This window comes from Pseudomonas siliginis (genome assembly GCF_024072275.1).
Taxonomy (GTDB): Bacteria; Pseudomonadota; Gammaproteobacteria; order Pseudomonadales; family Pseudomonadaceae; genus Aquipseudomonas; species Aquipseudomonas siliginis.
This window is the reverse complement of the sequence record NZ_CP099598.1, coordinates 5396781-5409855: the sequence shown is the minus strand read 5'-3', so window position 1 is coordinate 5409855 and position 13075 is coordinate 5396781. Positions and strand designations below refer to the sequence as shown.

10 protein-coding genes are annotated in these 13075 nt (G+C 61.3%); 1 reads left to right on the top strand and 9 read right to left on the bottom strand.

Translation table 11 applies throughout. From position 1 onward, the window contains the following. Nucleotides 1–58: 58 nt before the first annotated feature. From NF676_RS24890 to NF676_RS24855, 8 genes are all read right to left on the bottom strand, one after another. The gene (locus NF676_RS24890; RefSeq protein ID WP_095181385.1) at nucleotides 59–688 is read right to left on the bottom strand and encodes a glutathione S-transferase; all 630 of its coding nucleotides are present in this window, start codon (nucleotides 686–688) and stop codon (nucleotides 59–61) included. A 161-nt stretch (nucleotides 689–849) separates the two neighbouring features. Then, nucleotides 850–1029, bottom strand: coding sequence for a hypothetical protein (locus tag NF676_RS24885; RefSeq protein ID WP_016772844.1), 180 nt, complete (start codon nucleotides 1027–1029; stop codon nucleotides 850–852). Beyond that, entirely contained in the window at nucleotides 1026–2156 is a 1131-nt protein-coding gene (locus NF676_RS24880; protein ID WP_122692409.1) for a PepSY-associated TM helix domain-containing protein, read from the bottom strand. Before NF676_RS24880 ends, NF676_RS24885 begins: the two co-directional genes overlap by 4 nt. 74 nt (nucleotides 2157–2230) lie before the next feature. Further along, complete coding sequence (locus tag NF676_RS24875) at nucleotides 2231–4657, bottom strand: TonB-dependent siderophore receptor (protein WP_252886902.1); 2427 nt, start codon at nucleotides 4655–4657, stop codon at nucleotides 2231–2233. A 204-nt stretch (nucleotides 4658–4861) separates the two neighbouring features. Beyond that, nucleotides 4862–5836, bottom strand: coding sequence for a FecR domain-containing protein (locus NF676_RS24870; protein WP_252886901.1), 975 nt, complete (start codon nucleotides 5834–5836; stop codon nucleotides 4862–4864). Continuing rightward, a complete protein-coding gene (locus NF676_RS24865) occupies nucleotides 5833–6309 on the bottom strand; it encodes an RNA polymerase sigma factor (protein ID WP_236167915.1) in 477 nt (158 codons plus the stop codon). The genes NF676_RS24870 and NF676_RS24865 overlap by 4 nt, the downstream gene beginning before the upstream one ends. Before the next feature lie 346 nt (nucleotides 6310–6655). Further along, nucleotides 6656–7363 (bottom strand): 3'-5' exonuclease, encoded by a 708-nt coding sequence (locus tag NF676_RS24860; protein WP_252886900.1) that lies wholly within the window; start codon nucleotides 7361–7363, stop codon nucleotides 6656–6658. Then, the gene (locus tag NF676_RS24855; protein WP_306274136.1) at nucleotides 7360–9294 is read right to left on the bottom strand and encodes a putative nucleotidyltransferase substrate binding domain-containing protein; all 1935 of its coding nucleotides are present in this window, start codon (nucleotides 9292–9294) and stop codon (nucleotides 7360–7362) included. Before NF676_RS24855 ends, NF676_RS24860 begins: the two co-directional genes overlap by 4 nt. A gap of 255 nt (nucleotides 9295–9549) precedes the next feature. On the opposite strand from NF676_RS24855, the gene NF676_RS24850 reads away from it, so the two are divergent. Beyond that, entirely contained in the window at nucleotides 9550–9996 is a 447-nt protein-coding gene (locus NF676_RS24850; RefSeq protein WP_016772851.1) for a response regulator, read from the top strand. 263 nt (nucleotides 9997–10259) lie between these two features. Here the strand turns inward: NF676_RS24850 and NF676_RS24845 are convergent, their stop codons facing one another. Next, nucleotides 10260–12437: a malate synthase G gene (locus tag NF676_RS24845; RefSeq protein WP_252886899.1), complete on the bottom strand. Its 2178-nt coding sequence runs from the start codon at nucleotides 12435–12437 to the stop codon at nucleotides 10260–10262. Between the last annotated feature and the right edge of the window lie 638 nt (nucleotides 12438–13075).

The window sequence follows — 13075 nt, the reverse complement described above, 5'->3', positions numbered from 1 at the left end:
CCCGATTCAATGTGGGAGCTGGCTTGCCAGCGATGGGGGCAGATCAGGCGCCGCAGAATCAGGGCTTGGGCATTGTCGCCACCATGGACGGTCGCTGACTCACTTCAAAATACCAGTTGGCCAGTTGCGGATTGGCTGCACGCCAGTCCATGTCCGGGAAACGCAGATCCAGATAGCCCAGTGCGCAGGCCACGCTGATCGCCGCGACATCGAAATGGCTGGTCAGCTCGGCAATCGCTTCGTTCTCCAGCACGGCGAGGGCGCGGCGGATCTTGTCGCGCTGGGCGTCGAGCCATTCGTCCCAGTGTTTTTCCACCGGGCGCAGCACAGTTTCATAACGCACCATCACCGAGGCATCCATGATCCCGTCAGCCATCGACGCCAGGGTCAGGCGCCGCCAGCGCGCCGCACCTTCACGGGGGATCAGCGGATTGCCGACGTGCTGCTGATCGAGGTATTCGAGGATGACGCGGCTGTCATGGATGACATTGCCGTCGGCCAGGCGCAGGGCGGGGATCTTGCTCAGCGGGTTGTCGGCAATCAGCGCCGGGTTCGGGCTGACCGGGCTGAGCACGCAGTCCTGCAGCGCGACACGATCCTGCTGACCGGTTTCGTGCAGCAGCACCATGACTTTGCGGACAAAGGGCGACAGGGTGTTGTGGTACAGGGTCATGCTGGGGGCGGACATGGCAAGGTCTCGATCAGGACAATGATCGGGCAGCATAGCCTGCTCGCGTCCGGCGCAGAACCCATGTGGGAGCGAGCCTGCTCGCGAAGGCGTCGGACAGTCGACTTTGATGTTGAATGTCCGGGCGCTTTCGCGAGCAGGCTCGCTCCCACAAGGGATTCTCAGCTTCGCGGCAGAAAACCTCTTATCGCCAGAAATGCCGGCACGCCAAGCCCGACCCAGCTCAACGCATCCCAGATTCCATCCCCCAGCAACGCCGCAAACAGCCCCGCCGCACTGAGCAAGGCGATCACGATCGGTGTGCTGAAAACCTTCCAGAAACTCGACTGACGCGGCTTCATGCCGAGGCCTCCGCCGTTTCCAGAACAGGCTTGGCCGCCTTGCGCCGCACTACCCAAAGATAAACGCCACTGGCCAGCACGATGATCGTCAGCACATCCAGCGTCGCCCAGAGAATCTTCATCGGCATGCCGCCGTAGTCACCAAAGTGCAGCGGTTGCGACATGCCCATGGCGTCCATGTACCACGGCCGTTCGGCCACGGCGGTGACTTGCAGCGTCGTGGCGTCGATCAGCACCGGCGTCAGCAGGTGCGAGGTCAGGTGCGTGCCGCCCTTCATGAATACCGAGTAATGGTGCTCGCTGGAAAAGCGTGTGCCGGGGAAGGCGATGAAATCCGGTTTCATCCCCGGTGCGACTTCCTCGGCGATGTCGAGCAGCCGCGTGGCCGGCGCCAGTTGAGTCAGCGGCGGCGCATCGCGATACGGCGCGATCAGGGTGGTCAGCGCGTCGTTGCGCCAGGCGGCGATGAGCAGGTCGGCGCAGGCGCTGATCACCCCGGTCACGCCCACCACCAGGCACCAGGTCAAAGTGACGACGCCGATCAGGTTGTGCAGATCGAGCCAGCGCAGTCTTGTCGACTTGTCCTGGCGCACGGTGCCAAATTTCAAGCGGCGCATGAACGGCAGGTACAGCACCGTGCCGGAGACGATCGCCACGACAAACAGCAGCCCCATGAACGCCAGCAGCAGCTTGCCCGGCAGCCCGGCGAACATGTCGACGTGCAGACGCAGGATGAACAGCATCAAACCACCGTTGGCCGAAGGGGTTTCCAGCGCTTCGCCAGTGCGAGCATCGAGCATGAAGGTGTGCGAAGAGTTCGGCTCGGTGTCGGCAGTCCTGGCCATGATCGCGAACGCCGCGTTCGGCTCTTCGTCGTCATAACCGAAGTACTGCATGACTTCGCCCGGGCGATGTTTCTGCGCGGCATCGACCAGTTGCTGCAGGTCGAGTTGCGGCGTGTCGGCCGGCATCTCGCGCAGCTCCGGGGCGTTGCCCAGCGCGTGATCGATCTCGTGGCTGAAAATCAGCGGCAGACCGGTCAGCGCCAGCATCAGCAGAAACACCGTGCAGATCAGGCTGGTCCAGGTGTGGATGAACGACCAGCGGCGGATGGTTTTACTTTTCATTGCATGACCTTCAAAAACACCAAAGCCGCCCGGTACGGACGGCCTGGGAACAGGGCCTGTTTCAGCTCACTGGCTTACCACTTGTAAGTGGCGCTGGCGACGACACTGCGCTGGTCGCCGTAGTAGCAGTAGAAGCTGTCGCAGGTGGAAATGTAGTCCTTGTCGAACAGGTTGGTCGCATTCACCGCCAGCGACGCACCTTTGAGGCTGTTGTCCAGACGGCCGAGATCATAATGCACGCTGGCGTCGAACACGGTGTAGGCGTCAGCCTTGCCCAGCCAGGTGTTGGCCTTGTCGCCGTAGGTGTTGCCGGTGTAGCGCACGCCGGCACCGATACCGAAACCGTCGAGCACGCCGGCGTGCCAGGTGTAGTCGGTCCACAGCGAGGCTTGTTGGTTGGGCATCAGTTGCAGACGATTGCCCTTGTCGACGCCTTTCTGCACTTCGGATTTGGCCAGGGTGTAGGCGGCGATGACTTTGAGGTTGTCGGTCACATCCGACACCGCTTCGAGTTCCAGGCCTTTGACCTTCACTTCGCCGGTCTGGCTGGTCACCGAAACGTTGTTGACGAAGGTGTTCACCGCGACGTTCTTCTGGGTCAGGTCATACACGGCGGCGGTCAGCAGGGTCTTGCTGCCCGGAGGCTGGTACTTGATTCCCAATTCCCATTGCTTGCCTTCGGTTGGCTTGAGCGAGCCGGTCGAGGTGGCATCGGCGCCCGTGGTCGGCTGGAACGATTCGGCGTAGGACAGGTACGGCACGAAGCCGTTATCGAAGACGTAACTGAGCGCCGCGTTGCCGCTGAATTTCTTGTCACGCTGGGTGTTGGTCGCATCGCCCTTGTTGAAGAATTCAGTGCTGGTGTGCACCCAGTCTTCACGGCCGCCGAGGGTCAGGCGCCACTGATCGAGAGCCATTTGGTCCTGCACGTAGAGGCCGGTCTGGTAGGTCTTCTGGTTGTAGTCGTAAAACGCGGTGGAGCGTGCTGGACGTACGATCGGCTGGCCGTAGATCGGGTTGATGACGTTGGTTTGCAGACCATCGCCAAAAATCGAGGTGTAGTTGGTGTTGCTGCGCTGGTGATCCAGACCCAGCAGCAAGGTGTGGCGAATGTTGCCCGTGGCGAAGTCGGCCTGGAAGTTGTTGTCCACGGCGAACTGGCTGATGTCTTCGTCGACGCTGGTGCTGGTGCGGCCGACGTTGCCCTCTGCATCCACGGTGGTGAACGGGTAGGAACCGGGGGTCAGCGACTGGAACGACAGGTCCGACTTGGTGTAGCGCAGGTTCTGCTTGAACTGCCAGACATCGTTCAACCGATGTTCGAAGGCATAACCCAGCGCGTAGTAGGTGCGGTCGTAGTATTCCCAATCCGGATCGCCGAGATTCTTGTGATGGGAAATATCACCGAGCGGCGATTTGATCTTCGTGCCTTGGATCGGCAGAAACTGGCTGGTGATGCCGGTGTCATCGCGGGTGAACTGGCTCAGCAGGGTGAGTTTGGTGTCGTCGTCGATGTTCCAGGTCAGGCTCGGCGCGATGTTGTAGCGCTTGTTGTCGACGTGGTCGACCTGGGTGCCGCTGTCGCGCACCACGCCGCTGAGGCCATAGAGAAACTGCCCGGCCTCATCGATCTTGCCGGTGCTGGCGAAGTTGATCTGGCGGTGATTGTCGCTGCCGTATTGCAACTGGATTTCGCTGCTGGCTTCAGCGCTCGGGCGGCGGCTGACCATGTCGAGCAAACCGCCCGGCGGGGTCTGGCCGTACACCGACGAAGCCGGGCCACGCAGCAGGGCGAGGCGGTCGAGGTTCCAGGTTTCCTGTTTCGGGTTGGCGTACACGCCTTTGGGCAGCGGCAGGCCATCGAGGAACTGGGTCGGCTCGAAACCGCGTACGCGCAGCCAGTCGGCACGGGTGTCGCTGCCGTAGCTGCTGGCGGTGATGCCCGGCATGTAGCGCACGGCGTCATCGAGGCTGTGCACGCTGCGGTCGTCCATTTGCTGGCGGGTCGCCACCGAAATCGAACGCGGTGCTTCGACCAGCGCAGTGTCGGTCTTGGTGCCGGCGGCGGTGCGAGTCGCGGTGTAGCCTTCGACCGGGCCCCAGGCGCTTTCGAAGTTTTCCACGCCGATGACCGAAGTTTCCGGCAGGGCCAGCGTGCCTTCCGGCACGGCCACCAGGGTGTAAGTGCCGGCGCTGCTCTGTTCCAGTTGCAGACCGGTGCCGCGCAAAGCCGCGCGCAGGGCGCCGGCGGCGTCGTACTGGCCGTTGACCGGCGCCGAGGTTTTGCCGGCGGCCAGCGCAGGATTGAGCGACAGGGCGAGGCCGCCCTGGCTGGCGATCTGGTTCAGGGTGGTCGACAGCGGCGCCGCCGGCAGGTTGTAGGCGCGCACGCTGGACGCTTGCTCAGCGGCGAGCAACGGGCTGCTGATCAGCGGCGTGCCGAAAGCGATGGCAAAAGCCAGCAGACTGGGGCGCAACAAGGTGTCTGGCGAACGGGACATACGGCGGCTCCTGAATGGAAATATTTCTCAATTGCCTGTGTGCCGGACGAGATTGGAAAAGTGATAGGGCTGGGTGGAAATTCTTTTTTGCAGGAAATGGTTGTGCGGCTGATGGCGCCTTCGCGAGCAGGCTCGCTCCCACAGGTGATCGCATGCCAATGTGGGAGCGAGCCTGCTCGCGAAGGCGGTTTTCCTGCCGACGCATTACTCAGGCTTGATATCAGCCTTCGCCACGGTGACCCAATACGGCGTATGCCGCTCGATCTGCACTGGCAGAGTCGGCAGCAAAGCACTCAGCGCCTTGTCGGTATCGTGCAAAGGAAAGCTGCCGGTAATGCGCAGATCGGCCACTTCCGGCGCCACGCCCAGATGGCCACGACGATAGCGCCCCAGCTCGTGCACCAGATCGCCCAGCCGTGCGTTGTCCACCACCAGCATGCCGCGCGTCCAGGCATCGGTGCCTGGGGCGAGGGCGGCAATCGAGCCCAGCCCGTCACTGCGCAGCAACACCTGCTGGCCTTCGCGCAGAATCTGTTCTTGCGGGTTGGCCTGGGCATGGGCCGCGACCGCCGACTGCAACACGCTCAGGCGGGTGCCATCGTCCTCGCGCTTGACCAGAAAGCGCGTGCCCAGCGCGCGCATGCTGCCTTCGCGGGTTTCGACGATAAACGGCCGCGCATCGCCATGCCCGGTTTCGACGAGGATTTCGCCTTCCTGCAACACGATCAAGCGGCGCTTGTCATCGAAATGGACGTCGACCGCGCTGTGGGTATTAAGGTTGAGCAGGGTGCCGTCGGACAGGCGCACGCTGCGCTGTTCACCGGTGGCGGTGCGTTGATCGGCGAGCCAGTAATCCAGCGGCAGATAGCGCTCGCTGACAAACAGTCCCAGCCCGAGGATCACCACGACACTGGCCAGCCCGCTGCCGAGTTTTCGCACGCGCCGACGGATGCCTTCGCGCGATTGCAGCAACGCACTTCGGGCCGGGCCTTTGGCGACGCTGAAACGCTGATCGAGCATGCCCAACTGGCGCCACGCGCGGGCGTGTTCCTCATGGGCCGCATGCCACTTGGCGAATTCCTCGCGCTCCAGCGCGGTGCTCGAGTCGAGGGTCAATTGCCAGGCAATCGCCGCGTCCAGCACATGCGCCGGCACCGGGCGCGAACTGGCCGCCGTCATGTCGGCTCACCGTACAGGGCGATGTAACACTGGCGCAGGCCTTGCGCCAGATACTGCCGCACGCGCGGCACTGACACGCCGAGTTTGCCGGCGATCTCGCCGTGGCTGAGGCCGTCGAGGCGGTTATACAGGAAGGCCGCACGAGCCTTGGTCGACAACTTGCCGAGCAGCCGGTCGATGGCCTTGAGGTCGTCGAGGATCATTTGCTGTTCTTCAACCGACGGCTGCTCGTCTTCGGGGATCAGCATCAGTTCGGTGAGGTAGGCCTGTTCCAGCGCGGCGCGGCGGAAGTAGTCGAACAACAGGCCTTTGGCGATCGCCACCAGAAACGCCCGAGGTTCGCGCGGCGTCAGCAGCTGGTCGCGGTTGAGCAGGCGCACGAAGGTGTCCTGGCTCAGGTCCTCGGCACGCTGCGGACACGCCACATTGCGCCGCAACCACGCCAGCAGCCAACCGCGATGGTCGCGATACATCGCACCGACGAGCTCACTGTGGGGGTTGGGCACTGACGACACCGGACATCACCGATTGGGAAATGTTAACTAACGAGAATAGTTCGCGATTCTGGCAGAGGTGGGAATGGTTAGCAATTGGCCACTGGTCAGGTGATGAATCAAGGGCAGCCCCTCACCCTAGCCCTCTCCTGGAGGGAGAAGGGACTGATCGGGGGATATTCTGGAGGTACATCGACCTGAACGATTTTCAGCGATTCCTCAATCGACTCGGTCTTTCAGGTCGATATAAGGCTTCAGACACCACGATCGGCTCCCTCTCCCTCCGGGAGAGGGCTGGGGTGAGGGGCTTTTGATCTGAATGATTCTAAAAGGACGGCGCCTGCTGCCTGCGCTTCCACTGACTCAACCGCTGCTGCAGCTGCAACGGACTGTAAATCTGCTGCGCCCGCGCGCGGCTGAACAGGATCAACGCCAACTCCGCCGTGGCCAGCGCATCGGCACTCGCGTTATGCCGCTCGAACACTTCAAGGCGAAACCACTCGATCCACTCATCCAGCCCGGCCTCGCGAATCTGCGCCTGCGGACACAGAAACGGCGCGATATCTGCCACATCCAGAAACACATGCTGCAGCTTATGCCCCAGGTGTTCTTTCACTGCGCGCCCGAGCATGTGCTGATCGAACGGCGCATGAAACGCCAGCACCGGGCTGTCGCCGATGAACTCCAGCAACTCCAGCAACGCTTCCGCCGGGTCGCTGCCTGCGGCAATCGCATTCGGTCCCAAGCCATGAATCAGCACGCTGGGGCTGAGCTTCAATTCGCGACATTGCAGCGTGCGCTCGAACTGCTGACGGAAATCGATCGCGCCGTCCTCGATCACCACCGCGCCGATCGACAGGACCCGATCCTTGCTCATATTCAGGCCGGTGGTTTCCAGGTCCAGCACCACCCAGCGCTGCTCACGCAGGCTGCATTCGCTCAGCTCGGCAAGCGCCGGCAGATTCGCCAGCCGCTGCTGTAGATCCGCCGACACTACGAGACTTGACGGGCGCAGCCAGGAAAACAGGCTCATAGCTGATACCGCAAGCTCAGGCTGCTCTGCAGGCGTTGCGCTTGGCGCAGGGATTCACGCAGGATGCGCCGGTCAAGGTGATTGAGGCTGTCGGGATCGACGCGGTTGGAGTACGGCTGGTTCTCCCGGGTCTGGAGCTGATGCTGCTGCATGCGCGTTTGCTGAATGAAGTGATAGGCCTCTTCATACGCCGCGCCGTCGAGCGGCTCGATGACTTGTTTATCGACCAATTGGCGGAAACGCTCGAGGGTGTTGTTGGCGTCGATGCCGTTGGCCAGCGCCAGCAACCGGGCACCGTCGACGAACGGCGTCAGACCCTGAATTTTCAGATCCAGCGTGGCCTTCTCACCGTTCTTGCGTGCCAGCACGAATTCACGGAAGCGCCCAACGGGAGGGCGATTGCGCAGGGCATTTTCGGCGAGCATGCGCTGGAACAGACGGTTGTCAGCGACTTGATCGAGAATGCCCCGGCGCAATTGCTCGCAGCCTTGCTCATCGCCCCAGACCACGCGCAGGTCGAAATAAATGCTCGAACCCAGCAGGTTCTCTGGCGTGGCTTCGCGGATGAACGCCGCGAAGCGTCGCGCCCATTCGGCCCGCGACAGACACAGCTCGGGATTGCCGGCCATGATGTTGCCCTTGCACAGAGTGAAACCGCACTGCGCCAGGCTCTGGTTGATCTGCTGGGCGATCGGCAGCAGCTTGCCGCGTATCTCCGCTGCGTGCGCCGCATCGCGGGCATCGAACAGGATGCCGTTGTCCTGATCGGTGTGCAGCGTCTGCTCGCGCCGGCCCTCGCTGCCGAAACACAGCCAACTGAACGGCACACCCGGGTCGCCCTTTTCCGCGAGGGTCAGTTCGATGACCCGGCACACCGTGTGATCGTTGAGCAGGGTGATGATGTGGGTGATTTGCGTCGACGACGCGCCGTGGGCGAGCATGCGTTCGACCAGTTGGCCGATCTCGCCGCGCAAGGTCATCAGTTGCTCGATCCGTTGCGCGCTGCGGATGGTCCGGGCCAGGTGCACCAGATCGACCCGTTGCAGGGAGAACAGATCACGCTCGGATACCACGCCGCACAGGCGTTGATCCTTGACCAGACAGACGTGAGCGATGTGCCGCTCGGTCATGGCGATCGCCGCATCGAAGGCGCTGTGATCCGGCGACAGATAAAACGGTGATCGAGTCATGTGCTGTTCGATGGCGTCGCTGAAATCGCCGACACCTTCGGCGACCACATGGCGCAAATCGCGCAGGGTGAAAATCCCCAGCGGCGCCTTGTGCTCATCCACCGCGACGATGCTGCCGACCTGTTGCTCGTGCATCAGCTTCACCGCTTCACGCAGTGGTGTATCGGCGCTGCAAGTCACCGGATGGCGCATCGCAAGTTCACCGAGACGAGTGTTGAGCGAGTATTGGGTGCCGAGGGTTTCCACGGCTTTTTGCTGGACTTGCTGGTTGACCTGATCGAGCAGGCTGCTGACCCCGCGCAGGGCGAAGTCGCGGAAGGCGCTGGAAAGGGCGAACAGTTTGATGAACGCCAGCTTGTTCAGTTGCAGGCAGAAGGTGTCTTCGCCCGCCAGATGTTCGGTGCGTGTGGCGCGCTCACCGAGCAGCGCGGCCAGCGGAAAGCATTCGCCGGTGGTGATTTCGAAGGTGGTCTCTGTGCCGGGCTTGGTGATGTGCTGGCGTTCGCCGACCACCCGACCCTGTTTGACGATATAAAAGTGCTCCACCGGGCCGTCAGCCGGTTTGATGATGCTCTCGCCCTGGGCAAAAAAACGCAGCTGACATTGCTCCACCAGATAGGCGAGGTGGGCGTGTTCCATCTGATTGAAGGGCGGGAAGCGCTGAAGGAATTGCAGGGTGCCCTGAATGTTCTGCAACACCGCGGTTTTCCCTGCCTGGGTGAAGGCGTCCGCTTTGCTCATAACCATTACCGCAGTCTTTTTCGAATTGTTGTTGTCGGATCGTTGCCACCATGGTCAACCCCGGCGGGCAGGGTGCCCATTGGACGTAAGTCTAGGTTTTGCCACCATTGGCCGATTTTCGGAAATAACCTACGCAAAAGCTCGGAAAAGCTTGCGCTAGCCACTTGGAAAAAATTCCGACGAAGTGCACATTGAAGCGCTGTCCGGTGATGTCTGACGACTTGCCAGGGATTGTTTGAACATTTAGAGAGCGCCATGTCCGACCACGATATTTTGAGCGACGCCGAGCGGGAAGCGCTCAGCGCAGTGATGCTCGAACCTGATCTGCCGCCGCAGCGTGTCCTGATCGTCGACGACGACAAGGACGCCCGCGAGCTGTTGTCGGAGATACTCGCGCTGGACGGCATTCGCTGCATGACCGCAGCCAGCGGTGAAACCGCGCTGAAAATGCTCGATGAAAAGCCTTCGATCGGTCTGGTGATTACCGACCTGCGCATGGGCAATGTCGACGGCCTCGAGCTGATTCGCCAGGTGCGTGAATCGGTACGGGCAGCGATGCCAATCATCATCGTCTCCGGCGATGCCGACGTGAAAGATGCGATCGAAGCGATGCATTTGAGCGTGGTGGATTTTCTGCTCAAGCCGATTGATACGGGCAAGTTGCTTGAGTTGGTGAAGCATGAATTGGGCATTGAGCCCTAGAAGCCCCTCACCCTAACCCTCTCCCAGAGGGAGAGGGGACTGACCGCGGTGAATGTTGGAGGTACACCGACCTGAATTTCATGAGTCGAACTCAGGAATTGAAACTTCCCCAATCTGCTCCCTTTCCCCTCTACCCCTTGGGGGAGAGGGCTGGGGTGAGGGGGATGGATCTCAAGCCCACCACAACAATCCAACCCACCTCACAAACAAAAAGGCCCTGATCTCTCGATCAGGGCCTTTTTCACTTCCAGCGTCAGCGCAAATTACAGACCATTCGCGGCCTTGAACTCGCGACGACGACGGTGCAGCACCGGCTCGGTGTAGCCGTTCGGTTGCCTGGTGCCTTCGATCACCAGTTCGACCGCCGCCTGGAAGGCGATGTTGCTGTCGAAGTCCGGTGCCAGCGGGCGATACAGCGGGTCGTTGGCGTTCTGACGGTCGACCACCGGCGCCATGCGCTTGAGGCTTTCCATCACTTGCTCTTGGCTGACGATACCGTGGCGCAGCCAGTTGGCGATGTGCTGGCTGGAGATACGCAGCGTCGCACGGTCTTCCATCAGGCCAACGTCGTTGATATCCGGGACTTTGGAGCAACCGACACCTTGGTCGATCCAGCGCACCACGTAACCGAGAATGCCTTGGGCATTGTTGTCCAGTTCGTTCTTGATCTGCTCTGGCGTCCAGCTTGGGTTCACTGCCAATGGAATGGTGAGGATGTCGTCCACCGAGGCGCGCGCACGTTTGGCCAGTTCGGCCTGACGCGCAAACACATCGACCTTGTGGTAGTGCAGCGCGTGCAGCGCAGCGGCAGTCGGCGATGGCACCCAGGCAGTGTTGGCGCCGGCGAGTGGGTGAGCGATTTTCTGCTCAAGCATCGCTGCCATCAGATCCGGCATCGCCCACATGCCTTTACCGATTTGCGCACGACCTTGCAGGCCGGTGCTCAGACCGATGTCGACGTTCCAGTTCTCGTAGGCGCCGATCCACTTCTCGGCCTTCATGTCAGCCTTGCGCACCACTGGGCCGGCCTCCATGGACGTGTGGATTTCGTCGCCGGTACGGTCGAGGAAACCGGTGTTGATGAACACCACGCGCTCGCTGGCCGCCTTGATACAGGCCTTGAGGTTGACCGTGGTGCGGCGCTCCTCGTCCATGATTCCGACTTTCAGGGTGTTGCGCGGCAAGCGCAGGACATCTTCGATACGCCCGAACAGCTCGTTGGTGAACGCCGCTTCTTCCGGGCCGTGCATTTTCGGTTTGACGATGTACACCGAACCGGTGCGGGTGTTGCGCCGCGAAGTGTTGCCGTTGAGGTTGTGCATTGCCGCCAGACAGGTCACCAGGCCATCGAGGATACCTTCCGGTACTTCGTTGCCTTGGCTGTCGAGGATCGCATCGATGGTCATCAGATGGCCGACGTTGCGCACGAACAACAGCGAACGACCGTGCAGGGTCACTTCACCGCCATTGGGCGCGGTGTAGGTGCGATCCGGGTTCATGGTGCGGGTGAAGGTCTGGCCGCCCTTGGACACGGATTCCGCGAGGTCGCCCTTCATCAGGCCGAGCCAGTTGCGGTAGATCACCACTTTGTCGTCGGCATCGACGGCGGCCACGGAGTCTTCGCAGTCCATGATCGTGGTCAGCGCCGCTTCCATGAGGATGTCTTTGACCCCGGCGGCATCGGTCTGGCCGACCGGAGTGCTGGCATCGATCTGGATTTCGAAGTGCAGGCCGTTGTGCTTGAGCAGAACGGCGATCGGCGCGTTGGCGTCACCCTGGAAACCGATCAACTGAGCGTCATCGCGCAGGCCGCTGTTGCTGCCGCCCTTGAGCGTCACGACCAGTTTGCCGTCAGCGATCCTGTAGCCGGTCGAATCGACGTGGGAGCCTGCGGCCAGTGGCGCGGCTTCGTCGAGGAAGGCGCGGGCGAAGGCGATGACTTTGTCGCCACGCACCTTGTTGTAGCCTTTGCCTTTTTCCGCGCCACCGTCTTCGCTGATCGCGTCGGTGCCGTAGAGAGCGTCGTACAGCGAACCCCAGCGGGCGTTCGAGGCGTTGAGCGCGAAGCGCGCATTCATCACCGGCACGACCAGTTGCGGGCCGGCGGTGCGGGCGATTTCATCGTCGACGTTTTGCGTCGTCGCCTGGAAATCAGCCGCTTCTGGCAGCAGATAACCGATCTCTTGCAGGAAAGCTTTGTAGGCCACGGCATCGTGCGCCTGGCCGGCATGCTGCTGATGCCAGGCATCGATGCGCGCCTGGAAGTCATCGCGTTTGGCGAGTAGGGCTTTGTTCTTCGGCGCCAGGTCATGAATGACCTTGTCGGCACCTTCCCAGAATTGTTCGGCGGTGAGGCCGGTACCGGGAATGGCTTCGTTGTTCACGAAGTCGAACAGGACTTTGGCGACCTGCAGGCCACCGACTTGAACGTGTTCAGTCATTGCTTGCCTCACTCTGCTCAGCTATTTCGCTTTTCAGCTCGTCAATTTAACAATGAAGCTTCCGGCCATTTAAACCACAAACCTGCGGACCAGTACATGCCATCGCTGGCGGCTGGGCTAGGACCAATCAACGGCTTGGAGGCCTTGCTGACGGGGCTTTCAGGATTGCGAAGGACCTTGGGCAGACATCGATCCAGCGTTATGTAGTGCGCGCTGCGGCATACTACATGATGAGTTGCGCTTGTGAAAATCAGACTAATTACGTCGTTCTGCGACCTCATGACGCATTGCGGTCACGTCGCGGAGCGGGATGTTCTCAAAAAATCATTGGATTGTTCCAGCTAAATATCGAAAGTTGTACACATAATTGCTGTTTGGCTGCTATGGCGCAGTTTGGCGTCTCCCCCTTTGCGATGAGCGAATCTGTGGCGAGGGGATTTATCCCCGTTGGGTGGCGAAGCCGCCCCCTGCGGTCCGGCGGGCAGACCCAATTGGCAGGACTCACGACTGCTGCGCAGCCGGACGGGGATAAATCCCCTCGCCACATGTCATCATCTGCCAGCACTGGGTCAGGCTGAATCAAGCCGCTTGCCTATACTTGCCCTTCGATTACAAAAGTCATGACAAGAGGGCTGCGC